The 24,222-nt window shown below is 40.6% G+C and carries 24 protein-coding genes; 23 read left to right on the forward strand and 1 reads right to left on the reverse strand.

Annotated features, from left to right (window positions below; translation table 11 throughout):
- Position 1 precedes the first annotated feature (1 nt).
- The 8 genes from atpB to WAX78_RS10285 all read left to right on the forward strand — a co-directional run bounded on the left by atpB (position 2) and on the right by WAX78_RS10285 (position 6,774).
- Positions 2-721: a F0F1 ATP synthase subunit A gene (atpB, locus tag WAX78_RS10250; RefSeq protein WP_336482178.1), complete on the forward strand. Its 720-nt coding sequence runs from the start codon at positions 2-4 to the stop codon at positions 719-721.
- 57 nt (positions 722-778) lie between these two features.
- A complete protein-coding gene (gene atpE / locus WAX78_RS10255; protein ID WP_251226953.1) occupies positions 779-997 on the forward strand; it encodes a F0F1 ATP synthase subunit C in 219 nt (72 codons plus the stop codon).
- A gap of 126 nt (positions 998-1,123) precedes the next feature.
- Positions 1,124-1,633, forward strand: coding sequence for a F0F1 ATP synthase subunit B (atpF, locus tag WAX78_RS10260; protein ID WP_336482179.1), 510 nt, complete (start codon positions 1,124-1,126; stop codon positions 1,631-1,633).
- Positions 1,630-2,172 carry a F0F1 ATP synthase subunit delta gene (locus WAX78_RS10265; RefSeq protein ID WP_336482180.1) on the forward strand — a complete coding sequence of 181 codons (543 nt, stop codon included), beginning with the start codon at positions 1,630-1,632 and terminating at the stop codon, positions 2,170-2,172. The genes atpF and WAX78_RS10265 overlap by 4 nt, the downstream gene beginning before the upstream one ends.
- An 11-nt stretch (positions 2,173-2,183) precedes the next feature.
- Positions 2,184-3,692 (forward strand): F0F1 ATP synthase subunit alpha, encoded by a 1,509-nt coding sequence (gene atpA, locus WAX78_RS10270; RefSeq protein ID WP_336482181.1) that lies wholly within the window; start codon positions 2,184-2,186, stop codon positions 3,690-3,692.
- A 297-nt stretch (positions 3,693-3,989) separates the two neighbouring features.
- A complete protein-coding gene (atpG, locus tag WAX78_RS10275; RefSeq protein WP_336482182.1) occupies positions 3,990-4,847 on the forward strand; it encodes an ATP synthase F1 subunit gamma in 858 nt (285 codons plus the stop codon).
- Positions 4,848-4,957: 110 nt separating this feature from the next.
- Positions 4,958-6,352, forward strand: a complete 1,395-nt coding sequence (gene atpD / locus WAX78_RS10280; RefSeq protein ID WP_336482183.1) for a F0F1 ATP synthase subunit beta — start codon at positions 4,958-4,960, stop codon at positions 6,350-6,352.
- 20 nt (positions 6,353-6,372) lie between these two features.
- Positions 6,373-6,774, forward strand: coding sequence for a F0F1 ATP synthase subunit epsilon (locus tag WAX78_RS10285; protein ID WP_336482184.1), 402 nt, complete (start codon positions 6,373-6,375; stop codon positions 6,772-6,774).
- Between the two features lie 104 nt (positions 6,775-6,878).
- Here the strand turns inward: WAX78_RS10285 and WAX78_RS10290 are convergent, their stop codons facing one another.
- Entirely contained in the window at positions 6,879-8,810 is a 1,932-nt protein-coding gene (locus WAX78_RS10290) for a sensor domain-containing diguanylate cyclase (protein WP_336482185.1), read from the reverse strand.
- A gap of 858 nt (positions 8,811-9,668) precedes the next feature.
- Here WAX78_RS10290 and WAX78_RS10295 point away from each other — a divergent pair.
- The 15 genes from WAX78_RS10295 (at position 9,669) to murA (ending at position 24,170) form a co-directional block, all read left to right on the forward strand.
- Entirely contained in the window at positions 9,669-10,877 is a 1,209-nt protein-coding gene (locus WAX78_RS10295; protein WP_413789189.1) for a methyl-accepting chemotaxis protein, read from the forward strand.
- A 247-nt stretch (positions 10,878-11,124) separates the two neighbouring features.
- The gene (locus WAX78_RS10300; RefSeq protein WP_154710224.1) at positions 11,125-11,493 is read left to right on the forward strand and encodes an NADH-quinone oxidoreductase subunit A; all 369 of its coding nucleotides are present in this window, start codon (positions 11,125-11,127) and stop codon (positions 11,491-11,493) included.
- Positions 11,484-12,002 (forward strand): NADH-quinone oxidoreductase subunit NuoB, encoded by a 519-nt coding sequence (gene nuoB / locus WAX78_RS10305; RefSeq protein ID WP_020061447.1) that lies wholly within the window; start codon positions 11,484-11,486, stop codon positions 12,000-12,002. The genes WAX78_RS10300 and nuoB overlap by 10 nt, the downstream gene beginning before the upstream one ends.
- The gene (locus WAX78_RS10310) at positions 11,999-13,351 is read left to right on the forward strand and encodes an NADH-quinone oxidoreductase subunit C (RefSeq protein WP_336482187.1); all 1,353 of its coding nucleotides are present in this window, start codon (positions 11,999-12,001) and stop codon (positions 13,349-13,351) included. Before nuoB ends, WAX78_RS10310 begins: the two co-directional genes overlap by 4 nt.
- Before the next feature lie 5 nt (positions 13,352-13,356).
- Complete coding sequence (gene nuoD, locus WAX78_RS10315; protein WP_336482188.1) at positions 13,357-14,457, forward strand: NADH-quinone oxidoreductase subunit NuoD; 1,101 nt, start codon at positions 13,357-13,359, stop codon at positions 14,455-14,457.
- The gene (nuoH, locus tag WAX78_RS10320) at positions 14,457-15,458 is read left to right on the forward strand and encodes an NADH-quinone oxidoreductase subunit NuoH (RefSeq protein WP_336482508.1); all 1,002 of its coding nucleotides are present in this window, start codon (positions 14,457-14,459) and stop codon (positions 15,456-15,458) included. The genes nuoD and nuoH overlap by 1 nt, the downstream gene beginning before the upstream one ends.
- 24 nt (positions 15,459-15,482) lie before the next feature.
- Positions 15,483-15,902: an NADH-quinone oxidoreductase subunit NuoI gene (nuoI, locus tag WAX78_RS10325; protein WP_336482189.1), complete on the forward strand. Its 420-nt coding sequence runs from the start codon at positions 15,483-15,485 to the stop codon at positions 15,900-15,902.
- Positions 15,899-16,423, forward strand: a complete 525-nt coding sequence (locus WAX78_RS10330; protein WP_336482190.1) for an NADH-quinone oxidoreductase subunit J — start codon at positions 15,899-15,901, stop codon at positions 16,421-16,423. Before nuoI ends, WAX78_RS10330 begins: the two co-directional genes overlap by 4 nt.
- On the forward strand, positions 16,416-16,730 hold the full coding sequence (gene nuoK / locus WAX78_RS10335; RefSeq protein WP_336482191.1) for an NADH-quinone oxidoreductase subunit NuoK: 315 nt from the start codon (positions 16,416-16,418) through the stop codon (positions 16,728-16,730). The genes WAX78_RS10330 and nuoK overlap by 8 nt, the downstream gene beginning before the upstream one ends.
- A 29-nt stretch (positions 16,731-16,759) precedes the next feature.
- Positions 16,760-18,625, forward strand: a complete 1,866-nt coding sequence (gene nuoL / locus WAX78_RS10340) for an NADH-quinone oxidoreductase subunit L (protein ID WP_336482192.1) — start codon at positions 16,760-16,762, stop codon at positions 18,623-18,625.
- A complete protein-coding gene (locus tag WAX78_RS10345; RefSeq protein WP_336482193.1) occupies positions 18,622-20,127 on the forward strand; it encodes an NADH-quinone oxidoreductase subunit M in 1,506 nt (501 codons plus the stop codon). The genes nuoL and WAX78_RS10345 overlap by 4 nt, the downstream gene beginning before the upstream one ends.
- A gap of 9 nt (positions 20,128-20,136) precedes the next feature.
- Positions 20,137-21,657 (forward strand): NADH-quinone oxidoreductase subunit NuoN, encoded by a 1,521-nt coding sequence (gene nuoN / locus WAX78_RS10350; RefSeq protein ID WP_336482509.1) that lies wholly within the window; start codon positions 20,137-20,139, stop codon positions 21,655-21,657.
- A 169-nt stretch (positions 21,658-21,826) separates the two neighbouring features.
- The gene (locus tag WAX78_RS10355; protein WP_336482194.1) at positions 21,827-22,063 is read left to right on the forward strand and encodes a DUF1146 family protein; all 237 of its coding nucleotides are present in this window, start codon (positions 21,827-21,829) and stop codon (positions 22,061-22,063) included.
- A 69-nt stretch (positions 22,064-22,132) separates the two neighbouring features.
- On the forward strand, positions 22,133-22,831 hold the full coding sequence (locus tag WAX78_RS10360; protein WP_413789190.1) for a YwmB family TATA-box binding protein: 699 nt from the start codon (positions 22,133-22,135) through the stop codon (positions 22,829-22,831).
- Positions 22,832-22,865: 34 nt separating this feature from the next.
- Positions 22,866-24,170, forward strand: coding sequence for a UDP-N-acetylglucosamine 1-carboxyvinyltransferase (gene murA / locus WAX78_RS10365; protein WP_336482196.1), 1,305 nt, complete (start codon positions 22,866-22,868; stop codon positions 24,168-24,170).
- Positions 24,171-24,222 lie beyond the last annotated feature (52 nt).

Below are 24,222 nucleotides of genomic sequence, written 5' to 3' on the forward strand. Positions count from 1 at the left end.
AGTGGAACACGGTAAATTAGTTGAATTTCTAGGTTTAACGTTCGACTTGTCCGCTGTTATGATGACGACTGTTGCGGCAGTAATCGTATTTATCATCGCTATGATGTGTACACGTCGCTTAGCCTTGCGTCCAACAGGAATGCAAAACTTCCTTGAATGGGTTATGGACTTCGTGAAGGGTATGATCAATAGTACGATGGACTGGCAAACAGGCGGACGATTTTTAACGCTTGGAGTTACACTCATTATGTACATATTTGTAGCAAACATGCTCGGTTTGCCGCTCATGCTTACGGTAGCTGAGGGTGGTGAGCACCTTGCAGGTTGGAGATCTCCAACGTCTGACCCAGCAGTTACTCTAACATTAGCCGTGATGGTAGTTACCCTCACCCATTATTATGGAATTAAGATGAAGGGTACGAAAGAATATTTAAAAGGCTATATTCAGCCAATGAAATTCTTACTCCCATTAAAGTTGATTGAGGAATTTGCTAATACATTGACGTTAGGTCTTCGTTTATTTGGTAACATCTATGCTGGTGAGATTTTATTAACATTACTTGCTCAGTTAGGAGCAAGCGGTGTGTTTGGCGCATTAGGTGCTGTTCTGCCGATGTTAGCATGGATGGGCTTCAGTATTTTCGTAGGTGCTATCCAGGCATATATCTTTACAATGTTAACGATGGTGTACATGGCTCATAAAATAAGCCACGACCATTAATATATTTAAAGTAAGTACAAAATTTATTTTTTAATGATAAAAAGGAGGACTTTTAAAATGAGTTTAGGTGTAATCGCAGCTGCAATCGCAATTGGTTTATCTGCATTAGGTGCTGGTATTGGTAACGGTCTTATCGTATCTCGTACAGTTGAGGGTGTTGCTCGTCAACCAGAATTACGTGGTACTCTTCAAACAATCATGTTCATCGGGGTAGCGTTAGTTGAGGCGCTTCCAATCATCGGTGTAGTAATCGCGTTTATCGTATTAAACAAATAAGGGATAGCTCCCCTTACAATAAGTGGCGAAGATCGTTTTGGGACCTTCTTCGCCATTGCTGTATGAATGAAACATTACTTGTCTGTTCATTTATTTAATTTAGATTTTTGAAGGGAGTGACTCCTTGTGCCAACTCTATTATTAGGAGCTGCTGCTGTTCCATACGGAACGGTACTTTATACATTAGTCGTTTTCCTAATTCTATTAGCACTGCTTCGTAAATATGCATTTGGACCTTTAATGGGAATTATGAAGGAACGTGAAAATCATATTTCTAGCGAAATCGACGCTGCAGAGAAGAACAATGCAGAGACGAAAAAGTTAGTAGAAGAACAACGTGAAATGTTAAAACAATCACGTGTTGAAGCGCAAGAATTAATTGAGAGAGCGAAAAAGCAAGCAGAGGATCAAAAAGAAAGTATCGTTGCTGCTGCAAAAGAAGAAGCAGTATCTATTAAAGAATCTGCTGTACAAGAAATTCAACGCGAAAAAGAGCACGCGATTGCTGCTCTACAAGAACAGGTTGCTTCTTTATCTGTACAAATTGCTTCTAAAGTAATGCAAAAAGAACTAAAAGAAGAAGACCAAGTTCAATTAATTCGCGATTATATTAAAGAGGTAGGAGAAGCGCGATGAGCAATGAGATTGTAGCTAAACGTTATGCTGTCGCTCTTTTTCAAATCGCAAAAGATAAACACGTACTAGAAATGTTTGAGGAAGAACTGCGCCTTGTACAAAGTATTTTTGTAAGTAGTAACGAACTACATACTTTTTTAGGACAACCAAGCATTTCAAAAGAAGAGAAAAAACAATTCCTTTCTAACGTGTTTTCTACTGTTTCTCAGCCAATTTTAAACACGTTATATATTTTAATCGATAATCATCGCGAAACATTAGTACCTGAAATTGTAGATACGTATGTTGCACTTGCAAATGAAGAGCGTAACGTAGCTGATGCAATTGTTTACTCTACTCGTTCTTTGTCAGAAGATGAGAAGCTAAGCATTGCAGAAGTATTTGCAAAGAAAACAGGAAAAGATGCAATTCGCGTTCAAAATGTTGTAGATGAAGATTTACTAGGCGGTATTAAAGTACGCATTGGAAACCGCATTTACGATGGCAGTTTACAAGGAAAATTAGCACGTATTCAGCGTGAACTTATGAAGAATAGATAGGGGTGAAGCGCATGAGCATCAGAGCTGAAGAAATTAGCGCACTGATAAAGCAACAAATTGAAAACTATCAATCTGAGATCGAAGTAAGCGATGTTGGTACAGTTATTCAAGTTGGTGACGGTATTGCACGTGCTCATGGTCTTGATAACGTTATGGCTGGTGAGCTTGTTGAGTTCGCTAACGGCGTTATGGGACTAGCACAAAACTTAGAGGAAAATAACGTAGGTATCATTATTTTAGGACCTTATACTGAAATTCGTGAAGGTGACGAAGTACGTCGTACAGGTCGCATCATGCAAGTACCAGTAGGGGCAGAATTAATCGGCCGTGTTGTAAACCCATTAGGTCAACCAGTAGACGGTTTAGGCCCAATTAATACAACAAAAACTCGTCCAATCGAAAGCCCAGCACCAGGTGTAATGGACCGTAAATCTGTTCATGAGCCACTTCAAACTGGTATTAAAGCGATTGACGCTCTTGTACCAATTGGCCGCGGACAACGTGAGTTAATCATCGGTGACCGCCAAACTGGTAAAACAGCTGTTGCACTTGATACAATCTTGAACCAAAAAGATCAAGATATGGTTTGTATCTATGTAGCGATCGGACAAAAAGAATCTACAGTTCGTAACGTAGTTGAAACATTACGTAAGCACGGTGCATTAGAGTACACAATCGTTGTAACTGCATCTGCTTCTCAACCTGCTCCATTATTATACTTAGCTGCATATGCTGGTGTAACAATGGGTGAAGAGTTCATGTACAACGGCAAACACGTATTAGTTGTATATGATGACTTATCTAAACAAGCAGCTGCATACCGTGAGCTGTCATTACTATTACGTCGTCCTCCAGGTCGTGAAGCATATCCAGGGGATGTATTCTACCTACACTCCCGCTTACTAGAGCGTGCGGCAAAATTAAGTGATGCAAAAGGCGCTGGTTCTTTAACAGCATTACCTTTCATCGAAACACAAGCAGGGGACGTATCAGCTTACATCCCAACAAACGTAATCTCTATCACAGATGGACAGATTTTCTTACAATCTGATCTATTCTTCTCTGGTGTACGTCCAGCGATTGATGCAGGTACTTCTGTATCTCGTGTTGGTGGTGCGGCTCAGATCAAAGCGATGAGCAAAGTATCTGGTACACTTCGTCTTGACCTTGCATCTTATCGTGAATTAGAAGCGTTCGCTCAGTTCGGTTCTGACCTTGATAAAGCAACACAAGCGAAATTAAACCGTGGTGCACGTACAGTAGAAGTATTAAAACAAGGCTTGCATAAGCCATTAAAAGTAGAGAAGCAAGTTATGATTCTTTACGCATTAACACGCGGATTCTTAGATGATATCCCAGTAGCAGATATCACTCGTTTCGAAGACGAGTTCCATGCTTGGTTAGATACAAATGCTGCTGAATTATTAACTGAAATTCGTACAACAACAAAACTTGCTGAAGACGAAAAAATGGCAGCAGCTATTAACGGCTTCAAAAAAGTTTTCGTAGCATCTGAATAATAATAAAAAGCGGAAGCGGCTCGTTTAGAAAGGGAGGGGGATGGAGCTTTTGACGTAGAGGCGTTCTTTGCCTCGCAGGAAAAAGCGAAGCCACCGACCTTTCTAGCCGCTCCACTTCTATATAAACAGGTAACTCTTACATAGAGTGCTAACGGATATGTAGAGGAAAGGGGTAGGTGCACCTATTCTTTTCCTTCAATCATGAACAAGTATAGCTTGTTAATTAGATTAGAAAGATGAACAAACGGAGAGCCTTTCTAATCATGCCAACTTCCGGAAAAAAGGTGGTGAAAACCTGTGGCATCTTTACGCGATATAAAAGCAAAAATTAACTCGACAAAGAAAACGAGTCAAATTACGAAAGCGATGGAGATGGTATCTGCATCGAAATTAAGCCGTGCAGAGCAAAATGCTAAATCTTTCGTTCCGTATATGAATAAGATTCAAGAAGTAGTAGCGGATATAGCGCAAGGTAGCGGGGTAAATCACCCAATGCTAAAAGCGCGTCCTGTGAAGCGAACAGGATATATTGTTATTACATCGGATCGCGGACTAGCAGGTGGATATAACAGTAACGTTTTACGTGCAGTAAGCAACGTAGTGAAAGAGCGTCACAACATGGATGCAAACCAGTACGCGATTATTGTACTAGGACGTCTAGGCCGTGATTATTTAAAACGTCGTGGCTTTAATATCATTGATGAAGTAATTGGATTATCTGATCAACCGTCATTTGCTGATATTAAAGACATTGCTTCAAGAGCAATTTCTATGTTTACAGATGGTGCTTATGATGAATTGTATATTTATTACAATCATTATGTAAGTAAGATTTCACAAGAAGTAACGGAGAAGAAAATTTTACCGCTTACTGATGTGACATCTGAAAAAGCAAAAACTTCATATGAGTTTGAACCGTCTGAAGAAGATATTTTAAAAGTATTATTGCCTCAATACGCAGAAAGCTTAGTGTACGGTGCATTGCTAGACGGTAAAGCAAGCGAGCACGCAGCGCGTATGACAGCAATGAAAAGTGCTACAGACAACGCAATGGAAGTTATCGACACACTTACACTTTCTTTCAACCGAGCTCGTCAAGCAGCGATTACGCAAGAAATTACGGAAATCGTCGGCGGTGCAGCAGCGTTAGAATAGGAATAAAAAGCGGAGCCGATAATCTCAAGGCGAAATGAAATATAAAAAAATTTAAAGCCGGCTGCTCGTAGAAAAGCTGGCTAATTTAAAGAAAGCTAGGAGGGAACCCGATGAACAAAGGGCGCGTTACGCAAATCATGGGTCCGGTTGTAGACGTTAAGTTTGACGGCGGAAAGCTACCTGAAATCTACAATGCCCTTAGAATTAAACAAGATGCAATTAACTTAACTTTAGAAGTTGCGATTCATCTTGGTGATAATACAGTTCGTACAGTAGCAATGTCTTCTACAGACGGACTTGTTCGTGGTACAGAAGTAGAAGATACTGGTAAACCAATTGCTGTTCCAGTTGGTGATGCAACACTTGGCCGTGTATTTAACGTATTAGGTGATGCAATTGACTTAGGTGAAGAAGTAGCAGCGGATGTACGCCGTGATCCAATTCACCGTCAAGCACCTGCATTTGAAGAGTTATCTACAAAAGTAGAAATTCTTGAAACTGGTATTAAAGTAGTAGACTTATTAGCTCCTTATATTAAAGGTGGTAAAATCGGTCTATTCGGTGGTGCCGGTGTAGGTAAAACAGTATTAATCCAAGAATTAATTAACAACATCGCACAAGAGCACGGTGGTATCTCTGTATTCGCTGGTGTAGGTGAGCGTACTCGTGAAGGTAACGACTTATACCATGAAATGAGTGATTCTGGCGTAATCAAGAAAACAGCGATGGTATTCGGACAAATGAACGAGCCGCCTGGAGCACGTCAACGTGTTGCATTAACAGGTTTAACAATGGCTGAACATTTCCGTGATGAGCAAGGACAAGACGTACTATTGTTCATCGATAACATCTTCCGTTTCACGCAAGCGGGTTCTGAAGTATCTGCCCTTCTTGGTCGTATGCCATCTGCGGTAGGTTACCAGCCAACACTTGCAACAGAAATGGGTCAATTACAAGAGCGTATTACATCAACAAATAAAGGGTCTATCACGTCTATCCAAGCGGTATATGTACCAGCCGATGACTACACTGACCCAGCGCCAGCAACAACGTTCGCTCACTTAGATGCAACAACAAACTTAGAGCGTCGTTTAACACAAATGGGTATCTACCCAGCGGTAGATCCATTAGCATCTACATCTCGTGCACTTTCTCCAGAAATCGTTGGAGAAGAGCATTATGCAGTTGCTCGTCAAATTCAGCAAACATTACAACGTTATAAAGAGCTTCAAGATATCATCGCTATCTTAGGTATGGACGAGTTATCTGAAGAAGATAAATTAGTTGTGCATCGTGCTCGTCGCGTTCAGTTCTTCTTATCACAGAACTTCCACGTAGCAGAACAGTTTACAGGTCAAAAAGGATCTTATGTACCTGTAAAAGATACAGTTCGTGGATTCAAAGAAATTCTAGAAGGAAAATATGATGACCTTCCAGAGGACGCATTCCGTCTTGTTGGTGGTATTGAAGAAGTTGTTGAAAACGCGAAGAAAATGATGGCATAAGGCCTTAGGAGGGACGAATTATGAAGACATTTCCAGTCAGTATTGTAACTCCTGATGGACCGGTTTATGAAAACGAAGTTGAAATGGTAAGCGTAAAAGCAGAGAGCGGGGAAATGGGGATCTTGCCAGGTCACATTCCAACTGTTGCACCACTTAAGGTTAGTGCAATTCGCTTGAAAAATGGTGGACATACAGATTACATAGCAGTTAGCGGTGGCTTTATTGAAGTTCGCCCTGAGAAAGTAACAGTATTAGCACCATCTGCTGAAACAGCAAATCATATCGACGTTCATCGTGCAAATGAAGCGAAGCGTCGTGCTGAGCAACGTCTGCAAGATAAACAAGCACATGTTGACTTCAAACGTGCAGAAATGGCACTACAACGTGCAGTGAACCGTTTGAACGTTTCAAATATGAAGTAATGCAAAAAGCCGTAAAGGAGTAAACCTTTGCGGCTTTTTTGTAGTTATTAGCAGTAAGAACCTTAGTGGAGAAAGCCTCCCATCAGTGGGTTTTTCTTGCCAATTTACCGATAAACTGAAATACCGTTTTTTCCTTTATTTTTTGCTTCATACATCGCCATATCAGCATGCTGCAGAAGTGATATAGCGTCATCTCCGGCGTCTGGATAAGCGGCAATTCCAATGCTTGTAGTAATTTGCAATGTGTGATTTTCTATTTGAATTGGTTCATTTATGACTCGTAAAATGTTATTTGCGATTGTCTTAACTTCTGAGAAACTGTCGTAGTTTTCGATTAGAACAGTAAATTCGTCTCCGGCAAGCCGAGCCACTTTGCTATTTTGTCCAGCAGCATATTGCAATCGCTTTGCAACTTCGACTAAGAGAAGATCTCCAATTTTATGGCCCAGTGTATCGTTAATCATTTTGAATCGATCTAAATCAAGAAACATAATTGCGAATTGAGTTTTTTCTTTGTCAGCCTGAATGATTGCATTGTCCAGCTGCTCTTCAAATGCACGGCGGTTAGCAAGCTGTGTTAACGTATCATGATACGCTAAAAAGTTAATTTGCTCTTGCTGCTTTTTGCTCTCGGTAATATCTTTTACCATTACATAAATGCCCATAATTTGTTCTTTAAATATGATTGGTACCACTGTTACATGTAAATAATAAATATCTCTATTTTGATGATATGCGCGTATATCTAAAGCTGCGGAATGTCCCTTTTTCACATAACGAAAAACGTCCACAATAGTTTCCAAATCTTTTTCATACACAAGAGAGTGGTAGGGTTTGTGCAAAATTTCATCTGCTTGATAGCCAAGCAATGTGATTCCAGCATTATTTATATTTAAAAATTTCCCTTGTAAATCTAATGTAAAAATCGGATCAGGATGATGTTCGTATAATGATTTAAACATTTGTTGGCTTTGAAATAATGCGTTTGTTTTGTTTACTAAGTCCTCTGTCCGCAGTTCAATTTGTTTTTCTAACTCCAGATTAAACTGCTGCTCTTTTTGTAATAGTTGTGCATTTTGATTTCGTACTAACAGGTGGCGAATGAGTACGAAGAAAAACATTAAGAAAACTCCTTTCACTAAAATGGGTGAAAAGGTGTTTTCATATAAAGTAAATAGAATTAATGCAGCAACTGATAAATAAGGAATTGATAACCGAATTATCTCGCCCATTTGGGTAGTTAAAAGAGCTTGCATATATTTGCTTTGTTCGTTTGTATGAAGTAGACAGGCGATTGCAACTATCCCTAATATAACTTGATAAAGAGGTGCTACGGTAAACATAGAACCATGTGGCAAAAAATATTTAATGTACGCATAGGTAGAGTCAACTAATGCATATAAGATGAACGAACAACTTAGCAATGAAATAACTAGCTTGGAAGTAATTGCTACGGGTCGAAATAATAAACAAATTCCAATCAATAAAAATAGTAAATTCGCAACTGGATACGCAAGTTGAACAAATTCAGAAATGAAAGAGATTTTATTTTGGTTCACAGCGTTTTTGATGAACAGATAATAGTTTAAAGTAAATATTGCTGTAATGAGGATGCAGATATCACATAAAATAAATATTCTTTTCCAATTTTTGCGGTCATACATACATTTATAGAAAAAAGCTAGCGTATAGAAGAGTAAAAATAATAAATAGAATGCATCTGATGGATCTGCAAATGTTTTGTATTCGTGCAAAATTAAACGTTGATACGTCACAATTGTATCGCCAATAAAGTAAAAAAACGAACCGGTTGCTAATAGCATCCAAAACGTGTAGGCGTGTCCTTTTTTACGGGAAGTAGAATAAAATAAAGAACTACATATCACTAGATCAATGATGAGAGTAGTTATATTTGTTTCCATTTGAAAAAGAAATGAGGACTCGTCCCATATTTGTAAAGCTATATAATGCGAAGTTATATAAATCAATAAAGAACCCAAAAGAAAAAACAAATGGGTTTTTTCATTTTTTGTCATAATCAGTCACCTGCGATGTTAGATGTCATGCTTTTGTTATAAACATACAACATTTTTTCTCTTATTTATAGTATGCCATTTTCTTTTAAAAGGAATAGTCTTTTTAAGACATACATTCAATTAGAGGTTGTGATGTGAAATGAAAGATAAGCAACCTTTGAAGAGGCAGTAAAGCTTCACAGGACTCATACCTGTGAAGCTTTTTTAGTAAATTGCTAATACTTTTCTGTCCTTTATATTGTATATTTTTATATATACAAATAGTAAAATAATGATAATGAGATTTATTTAGACTAAAATTCATGAATATCCACGGTCAACAGAAAAAGGGGGAACAATATGTTTCAAAAAATGAGTATTCGAGGTCGCATTATAAGTTTAGCTGTTGTTCTTATGTTATCTCTTGTAATTGGATTTGGAATTTTTACGAATGTGATATTGAGAAGTGGTGTTGAAAGCAGTATTGCTACATTTGGGATAAATATTGAACAAGCAATTGCCAAGAATTTTGACGTAGATTCTTATAAAGAATGGCTGCAGAATCCAAAGAAAGACGACACTTACTGGAAGCTTCGCGATAGTTTAAATACGATTCGTGAAAACAATGGAGCTTTATACCTTTATACATTAGAAATTAAGAATGGCAAGACATATATGATTATTGATGGACAACCAAAGGATTCAAAGATACAAGTTGCCATTGGAGAAGCGACAAGCATGAACTATCCCGATATAGACCAAGTATTGTCCAACACAGCAATTCATACTGGTATTATTAAAGACCAAAAGTATGGAGATTATATGACTGTCATTGTACCTATTAAGGATAAAAGCGGCAAAGTATTTGGTGCCCTTGGGATGGATATAGATGCGTCTAAAGTTAAAGATATTGCAGGGGAGGTTGCCAAGGAACATGTTCCCAAATTACTTTTATTTATCGTAGTGATTTTTGTTTTCTCTCTTATTATCTTAACTGTATTTATTCGTCGTATCTTAAAGCCGCTCGGCGCAGTAGAACAAGCAGCCGCACGTATAGCACAGGGGGATTTACGGGATACAAACATTGCATATACAAGAGATGATGAAATAGGACGTATTGTAGGAGCATTTCAACATATGACGGTCTATTTGCGATCTTTAGTCAATGACGTGCAGACAACGGCGCAGACAGTAAAACAAGCATCCGGTAATCTTGTATCTTCTTCTCGCTATCTTCAAGAGCAGAATAATATGATATTGGCTGCAAGTGATGAAATAGCATCTAGTAATACCCATACGGTTCAGTCTATGGAACGTACGACTGAAAATATTCAAAGTTTTGAACAAGAAGTCAAGGGAGTCGCAGAAGCTGTTGAACAGATGGATGTTATTTCAGGAGTTGTGAAAAAAGCCGGCCATGAGGGGGAGCAATCTCTGCAAGAGTCACTGAACCGGAGTGAAGTGACCGGAAAGAGCTTTGAGGCATTCTGGAATACAATGAATATCTTGTTAGAGCGTGTTAAGGGGACCGAAGAAATTGTGCAAACCATTGACGATATTGCAATACAAACAAACTTGCTTGCTTTAAATGCCTCCATTGAAGCAGCACGTGCGGGGGAAAGCGGACGAGGATTTGCGGTTGTAGCAGAAGAAGTTCGCAAGTTGGCTGAAAAAACAGCAGAGCACACTGACCGTATCCAGAAAATAACGCAAGATATCCGGACTGAAACAGAAGAGGCTAATCTAGAACTGACTGTTGCTTTAAAGAAATATGCCGAACAAAATAACCAGGTCAAGGAAGTAAAAAATCAAATGCAGGGATTAAAGAATGTAACGAATGAATTGAATGAAGCGCTCCAAAATGTAACAAATCGTGTTCATTCCATTCAACAGCAACAAACATCTATTCAAAATGAAACATTATCTGTAATGTCTGCTAGTGAAGAAACTGCTGTGGCGACAGAACAAGTAAATGAAATTATTCAAACAACAGCTGAAAAAATCAATGAATTTGTAACCGAAGTGAATGTTATTGATCGGGATGTAAAAGAGCTTGTTCAAAAAACAAATCAATTTATTTTATTTTAACCTTATCAGTTAGCGTAATCGCTATAATATGGATGAATACGGAAAAAGTCTGTTCACAGGGTGCTGAAACAGGCTTTTTCCGTATTTCTTTTCTACCTTTTTCCAATATATCGACATAAGAATTTGAAATTTGATATAATAATTATAATCGCATTATTTAGAAAAATTAAAAAATAATAAATAGTGCAAATCAATCATAACGTTTACTAAGTGAACTTGTATTTGTGAGGGGGGAGAGAGTTTCACAATGGCAAATGTATATGAAAATAGTTATATGATTGTCGTCATTTTTTTGCTATTGGGTATATTACTGCCGATTGTAGCACTCACATTGGGGAAGTTGCTGCGTCCACATAAACCGAGTGCGGCGAAGGAAACAACATATGAAAGTGGAATAGAACCGTTTCATGATGCAAACGTCCGCTTCCATGCCCGTTATTATATTTTTGCATTGCTTTTTGTCATTTTTGATGTAGAAACTGTATTTTTATATCCGTGGGCGGTAGCGTATGACAAGCTGGGGTTATTTGCATTAGTGGAGATGCTCATTTTTGTTATTATGTTACTCATTGGTCTTGCATATGCTTGGAAAAAGAAGGTGTTACAATGGCTATAAATTTTGAAGATATTCATCCACAAGAACGCGCTGAGTTAGAAAGAAATATATTTTTTACGACGCTTGAGCAAGTAAAGGGCTGGGCTCGCAGTAATTCGCTATGGCCAATGACATTTGGACTGGCATGCTGTGCGATTGAGATGATGGGAGTCGGCTCTTCGCATTATGATTTAGATCGATTTGGCTCTTTCTTTCGTACATCACCGCGTCAATCAGATGTCATGATTGTATCTGGAACAGTAACGAAGAAAATGGCACCAATCGTTCGTCGTTTATATGATCAAATGCCGGAACCGAAGTGGGTCATTGCGATGGGATCCTGTGCAACGGCGGGAGGACCGTATGTGAATTCGTATGCTGTTGTAAAAGGGGTGGATCAAATCGTACCAGTGGATGTATACATTCCTGGCTGTCCGCCAAATCCAGCAGCTTTAATTTACGGTATTAATAAATTAAAAGAGAAGATTCGTTACGAAGCAAAGACAGGGAAGCAGGTGACGAATAAATGAGCGACCAAAATAAAGATATAGATGATGCGAAAAAAGAAGCGGCAAGACGTGCAAAGGAAGAGGCGCAGAAGCGATTGGCGGCACGTCAGGAAAATGAGATTCCTATTGTAGAAGAAAAAGAGAAAGCGCTATCAAATGAGAGTGAAATAGATGCAGCAGAAGCAAAGCGCCGCGCAGCAGAGGAAGCGAAAGAAAAGGCGAAGGAAATAGCGGCGCAAAAGGCTGCGGAAAGACAAGCATCTGGTGATGATGAAAAAGCAACAGCAAAAGCGAAAGCAGCAGCGTTAGCGAAGCAAAAAGAAAAGGAAGAGGAACCGCCAGAAGGTGACGAGAAAGCAAAAGCAATCGCAGAGGCGAAGGCAAAAGCAGCGGCAGCAGCAAAAGCGAAAGCGGCGGCACTAGCGAAGCAAAAAGAAAAGGAAGAGGAACCGCCAGAAGGTGACGAGAAAGCAAAAGCAATCGCAGAGGCGAAGGCAAAAGCAGCGGCAGCAGCAAAAGCGAAAGCGGCGGCACTAGCGAAGCAAAAAGAAAAGGAAGAGGAACCGCTAGAAGGTGACGAGAAAGCAAAAGCAATCGCAGAGGCGAAGGCAAAAGCAGCGGCAGCAGCGCTAGCAAAGCAAAAGGAAAAAGAAGAAGCTTCGGGAGACGATGAGAAGGCCAAAGCAATTGCAGCAGCGAAGGCAAAGGCAGTGGCAGCAGCAAAAGCGAAGGCGGCAGCGTTAGCGAAGCAAAAGGGACAAGAAGAAGTTCCGGAAGGTGATGAGAAGGCCAAAGCAATTGCAGCAGCGAAGGCGAAAGCAGCGGCCGCGGCAAAGGCCCGAGCGGCTGGAGGAAAGAAAGAGGAAGAAGAACCGAAAGTAGAAGAGCCATCACGAAATCAACCATATTTAGATGCGTGCGTTCAGGCAATTACAACGAAATTTGGTGAAGATGTGTTAGAAGATTTTTATATTAATACATTGTCCAAGGATGTGCCAACGCTTATTGTGAAGCCGAAACATTATTATGAGATGATGGAATTTTTAAAGATGGATCCCGAATTTGCATTCGATTATATGTCAGAATTGCATGCGACAGATTTTACGGTGCATATGGAAGTATATGTGCATTTATATTCTTATGGTAAGAAGCAATCTGTAGCGGTAAAAGTAAAGCTGGACCGGGACGAGCCGAAAGTGTCTTCTATTGTACCGTTATGGAGCGGGGCTGATTGGCCGGAGCGCGAGGCGTATGATTTACTTGGTGTTGTGTTTGAAGGGCATCCCAATTTAAAGCGTATTTTGATGCCGGACGATTGGATTGGCTATCCGCTGCGAAAAGATTATGAGCCTTTTGATGTGGAGGTGTAGCAAATATGATTCGTACAGAAGAAATGCTTTTAAATGTAGGGCCGCAGCATCCGAGTACGCACGGTGTATTTCGGCTCGTTATTAAAATTGACGGGGAGATAATTAAAGAAGCTACGCCTGTCATTGGATATTTGCACCGCGGCACAGAGAAAATTGCGGAAAGCTTGCAGTATACGCAAATTATTCCGTACACAGACCGAATGGATTATTTATCAGCGATGACAAATAACTACGTCATTTGTCACGCGGTTGAGACGATGATGGGGTTAGAAATACCGGAGCGCGCTGAATATTTACGCGTACTTGCAATGGAGCTCGGGCGCGTGGCAAGTCACCTCGTTTGGTGGGGTACGAATTTACTTGATATTGGAGCAGTGAGTCCGTTCTTATATGCATTCCGAGAACGCGAGATGATTATTAACCTACTGAACGAATTATGCGGAGCTCGTTTAACATTTAACTATATGCGTGTTGGCGGGGTGAAGTGGGATGCCCCGGATGGCTGGATTGAAAAAGTGCGCGAGTTTGTTCCATATATGAGAGAGCAGCTAAAGGGATATCACGACCTTGTGAGCGGCAATGAAATTTTCTTAAACCGCGTAAAAGGAGTGGGTACTTATTCGGCAGAGGATGCGCTGCAATATTCATTAAGCGGAGCGAACCTGCGCTGCACTGGGGTCAAATGGGATCTTCGCAAAGATGAACCGTATTCGATTTATGACCGCTTTGACTTTGATGTTCCGGTCGGTAAAGTAGGCGATGCTTGGGATCGTTACATTTGCCGGATGGAGGAAATTGAAGAGTCGCTGAAAATCATTGAGCAAGCGGCAGAGCAGTTTCCGAAAGAAGGAGCTATTTTAGCAAAGGTACCGAAGATTATTAAGGCACCAAAAGGTGAGGCGTTCGTTCGAATTGAATCACCGCGCGGAGAGATTGGCTGTTACATTGCGAGCGATGGAAAGAAAGAGCCGTACCGCTTAAAGTTCCGCCGTCCATCCTTCTATAATCTACAAATCTTACCGAAGCTTTTGAAAGGCGAGAATATCGCAAATTTAATTACAATCTTAGGCGGCGTTGATATTGTACTTGGGGAGGTTGATGGATGATGATACAAAACCTCTTAGCGTCACCCGCAAGCTGGACCAACTTTCTTATTTTTTTCGGATTAGCAACGTTGTTATTGTTTGTCGTTCTTGGCTTTGTTACATATGGGATTTTAGCAGAGCGAAAAGTAATGGGATTTATGCAAGGGCGCATAGGGCCAAACCAGGTAGGCGGCCGTTTTGGGCTCCTGCAAACAGTAGCGGACGTGTTAAAGCTTCTGTTAAAAGAAGATACGATTCCGAAAGCTGCCGATAAACCACTCTTCATATTAGCACCTGTCATTGCGTTTGCACCGGCATTTATGGTACTAGCGGTCATTCCGTTCACAGATAAATTGCAGTTTGCTGATATTGGCGTTGGCTTACTGTACTACATTGCCATCTCCGGTATTACCACAATTGGTGTTGTAACTGGGGGTTGGGCGTCTAACAATAAATACTCCTTACTAGGAGGAATGCGCGCCGCAGCGCAAATGATTTCCTATGAAATTCCACTTGTTATGAGCGTAATTGGAGTAGTTCTTCTAACCGGCAGCTTGAATTTAAATGAAATTGTTGAGGCGCAAAAAGGGGTTTGGTACATTTTCGTGCAGCCAGTTGGTTTTGTCGTATTCTTAATCGCAGCTGTTGCTGAATTGAACCGGACGCCGTTTGACTTACCGGAAGCTGAATCGGAGCTTGTCTCTGGATATCATACGGAATATTCAGGATTCCGCTGGGCGTTCTTCATGCTTTCTGAGTACGTGTATTTCTTTGGGATGGCATCGCTTATGACGGTACTATTCTTAGGGGGCTGGCAGCCAATTCCGTTTCTATCGTTTATTCCAGGTGCCGTTTGGTTTGCGCTGAAATTTAGCGCTGTTGTGTTTCTATTAATTTGGTTCCGCGTGACGTTTCCGCGTATACGAGGCGATCAATTAATGGAGTTTGGCTGGAAAGTGCTATTGCCAGTAGCGCTTGCAAATATTTTCTTAGCTGCATTTATAAAAGAATTGTTCTTCTAATCTAAAAAGGGGGGTAGGAGTACAATGAAAGGATTATTTAAAGGTTTAAAGTATACGCTTAGTAACTTAAGTAAGAAGAAAGTAACGTATGACTATCCAAATCAGCCACTACCACTTCCAGATCGCTTTCGCGGTATTCAAAAGTTTTACCCAGAAAAATGTATTGTTTGCAATCAATGCGCAAATATTTGCCCCACAGACTGTATTCAGCTAACAGGGAAAAAGCATCCGGATCCAGAGAAGAAAGGGAAGATCATAGATACGTATGATATTAACTTTGAAATTTGTATTCTTTGCGATCTTTGTACAGAAGTTTGTCCGACAGAAGCAATTGTTATGACGAATAACTTTGAGCTGGCGGAATATTCGCGGGATGATTTATTTAAAAATTTACAGTGGCTGGATGAAAATGATCAAAATGTGAGAAGGGAGAATAAAGCATGAGTGGCGAGTTAGTAGCATTTTTAGCATTGGCCCTGCTTGCGATTATGGGCGGTGTACTTATGCTGAACTTAACGAAAGTGATGCATATGATGCTCGCTCTAGTGTTTACGTTCCTAAGTATTGCTGGGCTTTATTTTATGCTATCAGCAGAATTTGTCGGGGTTGTCCAAATTTTAATTTACTCCGGTGCGATTACGATCATTATGATTTTTGGCATTATGTTAACGAAGCATAATGATGAAGAAGAAACGCGTTTTGGATGGCGGAAATTGTTTGTCTTTCTTGCAGTTGTGGTATTCGGTGCCGTGATGTATTTTGCAGTGAATAATGTGGATTTTGAGAATGGGCGTGTGCAAGATGGGATCGCACTTCATGAGCAAAATACACTTCAGATTGGGAAATTATTGTATTCGAAATATATAATACCGTTCGAACTAACATCTATTTTGTTACTTGTTGCTCTAGTTGGCGCCATTGTACTTGCGAAGAAGGATGAGAAAGAGGGGGATTCGCATGAGTAGCATTCCAGCTTCTGCGTACCTGACGCTTGCAATTATACTGTTTTGCATCGGTTTATTTGGAGCATTAACGAAGCGTAATACAGTAATTGTATTGGTTTGTATTGAACTGATGTTGAACGCGGCGAATTTAAATTTAGTTGCCTTTAGTAAATTAGGGATGTTTCCAAATTTAAAGGGACAAATTTTCTCACTGTTTACGATGTCCGTCGCTGCAGCAGAAGCTGCGGTTGGTTTGGCAATTTTAATCGCTTTATATAGAAACCGCGCAACGGTAAATACAGACGAAATGGATTCGTTAAAGCATTAATGTTGTGACCGAAAAGGGGGGAGAAACTAATGATGGATTATGCATGGATAATACCGCTTTTCCCGCTTGTATCTTTCGTTTTACTCGTGATGTTTGGCAAGAAGCTGAAAGAAGGAAGCAGCTTACTTGGCACCTTTCTCGTTTTTCTTTCATTTGCGGGCGCGGTACTTGTATTAATAGAACGGCTATCAGCAGAAACAGTAAAACAGCAATGGACGTGGCTGCAAATAGGAGATGTGAATATTTCCTTCGGCTTTGAAGTAAATGCGTTAAATGCATTGATGCTCTTTATTGTCACACTTGTGAGCTTGCTCGTTCATGTGTATTCGAAAGGGTATATGCACGGCGATGAAAGGTTCCATATTTTTTATGCATACTTAGGGTTATTTACGTTTGCGATGCTTGGGCTTGTGATTTCAACTAACTTATTACAGCTTTATATATTCTGGGAGTTAGTAGGGCTCGGATCCTTCTTGCTAATTGGGTTCTATTTCTTTAAAGAAGAAGCAAAGGCAGCTGCGAAAAAGGCGTTTATTATGACGCGTATTGGGGATGTCGGCTTGTTTATCGGGATGATTCTATTATTCTGGCAAGTTGGCAGCTTTGACTACGATGCAATTTTCAAGGCGGTACAAGCTGGAGAGATTTCAGGAACGATGATTACACTAACGGCGATTTTAATCTTTGTCGGCGCAATGGGAAAGTCCGGTCAGTTTCCGCTGCATTCGTGGCTTCCGGATGCGATGGAAGGACCAACGCCTGTATCAGCGCTTATCCACGCAGCAACGATGGTTGCAGCCGGGGTATATTTAGTTGCTACCATGTTTCCGCTTTTCTCAGCGAGCGAAGCAGCGATGCAAACTGTGGCAATCATTGGCGGCGTTACGGCAATCTTTGCGGCATCCATTGGTTTAGTACAAACAGATATTAAGCGTGTGTTAGCATATTCCACGGTGAGTCAGCTTGGTTATATGATGCTTGCACTAGGTTCAGCAGGATACGTGGCTGGTGTTTTTCATTTAACGACGCACGCATTTTTTAAGGCATTATTATTCTTAGCAGCCGGAAGTGTCATTCATGCTGTACATACGCAAAACATCGAAGAAATGGGCGGCTTGTTTAAGAAGATGAAAATAACCGGCTCATTATTTTTAATTGGTACGCTTGCAATTAGCGGTGTCCCGCTATTTTCTGGATTCTTTAGTAAGGATGAAATTTTAGCGGCGACGTGGGAACACGGCAATTACGGTTTATTCGTCCTTGCGGTGATCGCAGCTTTCTTCACTGCCTTCTATATGTTCCGTCTTTACTTCCTTGTCTTTACGGGAGAGGCGCGCGGGGAGCAGAAAAATGTGCATGAATCTCCGGGTGTCATGACAGTGCCGATGATGGTTCTTGGCGTCTTGGCGGTTGTGGCAGGTTATGTGAATACACCTTGGTTCGGAACATTTCTTGGGGATTGGCTTACAAAAGACGTAGCGTTTCAGGTGAGAGAAGTTCATGGCCCGGCCTGGATCATGATTGTAGCAACGCTCGTTTCATTAGCAGGGATTGTCTTAGCGTATTTGATATATGGAAAACGCACAATTTCTCGTGATTGGATTGGCGGCGAGAAGACTGCAGTGTACAGCTTGCTGAAGGAGAAATATTATATTGATGAATTGTATAGCGTAACAGTGCTTCCGCTCGTGAAAGGAATTGCCTATGTTCTACACTTCTTTGAAACGTACATTGTCGAAGGGATTGCGAAGCTAATCGCTGGTGTTGTAAGAGGTGTGAGCGCGGCCCTCTCGAAATTGCAAAACGGGCAAGTACAAATGTACGGCACAGTTACAGCTATTTGTTTAGCTGCATTAGTAATGATTCTGCTATTGACAGGGGGGCATGGACAATGAGTTCCTTTCTATTATCTTTCTTCATTTTCTCCCCGCTGTTAGGTATCGTCCTGTTGGCATTTGTACCGAAGACGAAGGAGAGAGCGGCAAGGATTGTCGGTCTGCTTGGCACATTACTTCCCCTCGGTTCCGCGCTCTTTATTGCGAGTACATATGCATCGGGAAAAAGCTTAACGATGTTTGCTGAAAAGGTAAAGTGGATTCAGTTTGGGAACTTTCCAGGTGTAGAGAAAGAATTGTTTACGATTTATTATGAACTAGGCATTGATGGCTTCTCGCTCGTTATGATGCTTTTGACAGCATTGTTAGCAACATTAGCAGCAATTACGGCGTTTTCTATTACAAAGCATGTAAAAGGTTTCTATATGCTGCTGCTTATGCTTGAAATCGGGATGCTTGGTGTCTTCGCTGCTGAAAACTTGCTGCTGTTCTTCGTTTTCTTTGAAATTACACTGCCAGCTATGTTTTTACTCGTTGGCAAATGGGGCAAATTCAGCAGTGAAAAAGCAGCGTACAGTTATTTGATTTATAACGGCATTGGTTCTGCGATTTTACTCATTGCCTTTTCAATTTTATTTGCAAAGGCAGGTACAACGAATATAACAGAGCTGCAAGCAGTTTTAGTAAGAGGAAAACTGACAGCATTCGGTGAATTGTTGCCAGATTCCTTGCAGCTTGGGTTATTTCTAGCCATTATGGTTGCATTTATGATTAAGCTTCCGGTTTTTCCGCTTCACCGCTGGATGGTAAACGTTCACGTTCAAGCGCACCCGGCAATTGTTATGCTGCATGCAGGTGTTCTTTTAAAGATTGGGGCATACGGGATTGTCCGCTTTGGAATGGGTCTTTTCCCAGAGCAGTTTGAAAAGTTTGCGTTTGTCTTAGGGATTTTAGGGGTTATCAACCTACTGTACGGTGCATTGCTGGCGCTTGTTCAAACAGATTTCCGAAAAGTGCTTGCATATTCAAGTATTTCACATATGGGAATTGTGCTGATCGGTTTAGCTGCGCTAAACGCGGCGGGGATGAAAGGTGCATTGTTTCAAGTCGTTTCCCACGGTTTAATCGCGGCGCTTCTCTTTTTCTTGCTTGGCATCATCGAGCAGCGCTTTGGTACTTCTGACATTACAAAACTCGGCGGCTTAGCGAAGCGAGTACCAATCCTTAGCGGTTTCTTATTAGCAGGAAGCATGGCTTCGCTCGGACTTCCTGGAATGTCTGGGTTTGTGAGCGAATTTCTAGCATTTCTTGGCTTGTTTCAAGCGCACCCAATTTTAGCGGCGGCCGGAGCAATCGGCATTATTTTAACAGCGGTGTATGTACTTCGGGCAGTTATGCAAGTTACATTTGGACAAAGGGAATGCGAAGCGAAAAGCGATATGCACGGATTGGAATACATTCCCGTCTTAATCTTGCTGGCGTGTATTCTAATTATCGGTATCGTGCCAGATGTACTTGGTGAACCGCTTCGTGACACACTACAATCTTTAGGGGGGAGATAGAAGATGGATATGAAAACATTACTAGGCTTATCATGGTATTTAATGACGCCGGAGTTCATCCTCATTGGCGGCGCTATTCTTCTATCTCTTCTTGATCTGTTCGCGAAACAAACATTTCATCGCCGGAATTTATCATACGGGGCAATTGGAACTGTCATACTCGCACTTGTCGCGCTCGTTACATTGTACGGTGCACCAGCTGGGGAGATTTTAGATGGATCATTTATATTAGACGGATTTTCCAAAGCATTTAAAACACTTTTATTGCTTGGTGGTCTTCTCGTTTTATTCATTGCAATGAGCGACGATGCCAAGCAGCCGATTGAAGACCTGGGAGAATATTATTACTTATTTTTAACGGCGCTTCTTGGTGCGATGGTTATGGCGTCTAGCAGCGATCTTATTACATTGTTCATCGGTCTTGAATTATTATCATTGTCTTCGTACATTTTAGTCGGTATTCGTAAGAACAATAAAGCTTCGAATGAGGCGGCAATGAAGTACGTAATTAATGGTGGAATTTCTACAGCAATCACGTTGTTTGGAATGAGTTATTTGTACGGACTGACGGGTTCAACGAATATTTTGGATATGCAGGGCTTGTTTATACAAGGAGTGAGCGGTGATATAGAACTTTTATTGGCACTTGCGTTTATCCTGCTCTTTGTCGGTTTGTCTTTTAAAATTGCGACTGTTCCATTTCATATGTGGGCACCTGACGTGTATGAAGGAGCGGCAACGCCTGTTACAGCGTTGTTAGGAACAGTATCGAAAATTGCTGGATTTGTGATGATTATTCGCATTTTCTTAGTTATTTTCGCAGCAATTCCTGTTCAAAATGAAACAACATCACTGTTAAGGAATATGAGTATCTATATTGCAGTTCTTGCTGGTATAACAATGATTGTTGGAAATAGCGTTGCCTTAAAGCAGCACAATATAAAGCGAATGCTTGCATATTCAGGAGTGGCACATGCTGGTTATTTACTTGTACCGTTCGTAGCGTTTTCACCATTCCTTATGGATAGCATGTGGTTTTACATGCTTGCTTATGTATTGATGAATATCGGATCATTTGCGATTATTCACGGAATAATCTTACAAACGGGGAAAGAAAATATATCTGCTTTTGCAGGTTTATATAAACGATCACCGTTTGCAGCAGTCATGATGACAATTTTTATGTTGTCACTTGCTGGTATTCCGGGGACAGCGGGATTTATCGGGAAGATTAACATCTTTTTAGGAGCATTTATCGTCCAGCCGGCTCATTACGTATTAGCATCAATTATGATGGGGACAACGGTAATCTCATTCGTCTACTATTTCCGCATTTTGCAGCAAATATTTTTCCGCCGCGCAGAAAATGAAGAGCGTATCGTTCTTCCGGTTAACTTGAAAATAGTTGTAAGCCTTTGCGCAATTGCAACAGTCGTGCTCGGTATATTACCAGCAATCGGATACAATTTCTTTTACGAATATTTTCCGCTTATGAAGGATTTCTTCTTTGTTGGGAACGTGGTACAATAGTAAAAATTGAAAGTGTAGAGCATGTACTCTACACTTTTTATTTTGGTTATTTTTTGTTTACTATACAAGTAGTAAGTGGATGGAACCAATCGAGTTCATACGGGCAGTTATGCATCAGGATATACGAAAGTTACTGCCTGTTAGAGCGGGATGAAGGGGTCGATTTTTTATGGCGCAAATTTTAGGGCAACAAGCACTCATTGCGATTGTGTCGCATTTACTGTTTATTACCATTACGTGGTGGGCGCTGCAGGGCCTTCACGTAGAACGCCTGATGAAATCAGGGAAAGTACTGCAAATGAGAGTATTCATGATCCTTGTAACGATTGCCATCGGTGCATCTGTGAGTAACTTTTTCCTTGATTATTTAGGGTATTCAAAGAGCTTAACGTACCTTGTAAAGTAAAAAGTACAACGTATAGAACCATCCTTCTCCGTCAACAATGGGGACTAGGAGGGGATGAACGTGAAAAAGATGCAAGCCATGCTTTTGATTGTTGTGAGTGCTGTTATATTTTTAGTCGGGTATAGAGAAATGAAACCTGTTAGCGATCAGGAAAAAATGGAAAGTATGATTGCTGCTTTAGAGAAACATGGTGCTGATGTTGAGCATTGGTCTTGGTTAGCGCGGGAAACAAAGACAATTTCAAATATACATACGTTTGAAAAGTTACTTAGTCAAATTAAGAAACGTGCAAATGTAGAAGAATGGAAAATTGAACACTCTAGGGACGGTTATAAAGCAACAGCACAAAAAAGTTTTTCTTCTCATGAAGAAAGGCTAGTAGTTACGTGGACAATGGAAAATACTAAAGAAAACACTTTCATTATATATGAAGTGAGCGGGGCGAATTGGGACCCTAAATATATAGATAAAACGAATGAAATTTTTGATACAAAACCAAAAATTTATACTTGTATTCAAGGTGCGCTCAGTGATAAGATTGAAGGTGTTTTGCAAGATAAAGCCAATGAAGTTTTGAAAGATTTTTCAGCAAGAACGATTGAAAAAGTAGAAGAAAGAGCATTTGTGTCAGTCTCCGCATATAATAAAAAATGGAATGACGCTCTTTCAACAAATAAAGAGAAAATCAATGTGCAAATAGCAATACGTTCTACGAACAACAAGAATACAATTGTGGTTGGCACACCGATCATAACTTCTGAGTATTGAATATATGTGAAAAAAGGACACGGAGGGGAATAACTTGGAAAAGATCATCGTCCGTGGCGGAAAGCGGTTGAACGGCACAGTGCGCGTAGAGGGCGCAAAAAACGCTGTATTACCTATAATCGCTGCAGCCCTATTAGCGAGTGATGGAAAGAATGTACTATCTGAAGTACCAGAACTTTCAGATGTATACACAATTAATGAAGTATTACGTCATCTGAATGCAGAGGTATCTTTTGCAAACAATCAGGTAACAATTGACGCATCCAAAGAATTAAACATCGAGGCACCATTTGAATATGTACGTAAAATGCGCGCTTCCATTCTTGTAATGGGACCGCTTTTAGCACGTAATGGTCGTGCACGCATTGCGCTTCCTGGTGGTTGTGCAATCGGTTCACGTCCAATTGACCAACATTTAAAAGGCTTTGAAGCAATGGGAGCAAAAGTAAAAGTTGGTAACGGATTTGTTGAAGCGTATGTAGACGGTAAATTAACAGGTGCGAAAATTTACTTAGATTTCCCGAGCGTAGGAGCAACAGAAAACATTATGTCTGCTGCTGTATTAGCAGAAGGGACAACAGTGCTTGAAAACGTAGCAAAAGAGCCAGAAATCGTAGACTTAGCGAACTTCTTAAACGCAATGGGCGCAAAAGTACGCGGTGCTGGAACTGGCACAATTCGTATTGAAGGTGTCGATAAATTATATGGTGCAAACCATTCGATTATTCCTGACCGCGTGGAAGCAGGGACATTTATGGTTGCAGCAGCAATTACAGGTGGAAACGTGTTAATTGAAAATGCTGTACCAGAACATTTGCGCTCTATTACAGCGAAAATGGAAGAAATGGGCGTTACCATTATTGAGGAAAACGAAGGTGTACGCGTTATTGGCCCGGACGAGTTAAAAGCGGCTGATATTAAAACGATGCCACACCCAGGATTCCCAACAGATATGCAATCACAAATGATGGCATTATTATTAAAAGCAAACGGCACAAGCATGATTACAGAAACAGTATTCGAAAACCGTTTCATGCATGTGGAAGAGTTCCGTCGTATGAATGCAGATATTAAAATTGAAGGCCGTTCTGTAATTATGAACGGACCAGGTAACCTGCAAGGTGCTGAAGTAGCGGCAACAGATTTACGTGCTGGAGCGGCATTAATCTTAGCTGGTTTAGTATCTGAAGGTCATACGCGCGTAACAGAATTAAAACATCTTGACCGCGGATATGTAAATTTCCATGGCAAGTTGGCTGCATTAGGTGCAGATATTGAACGTGTAACTGAACAAGTGCAAGAAGTAGCAGAACAACAAGTATCTGATCTTCACGCTTAATAGGGATAGCTTCTATGCTTTGGCATGGAAGCTATTTTTTTATGTATTGTTA

The organism is Bacillus yunxiaonensis (assembly GCF_037104695.1).
Taxonomy (GTDB): Bacteria; Bacillota; Bacilli; order Bacillales; family Bacillaceae_G; genus Bacillus_A; species Bacillus_A yunxiaonensis.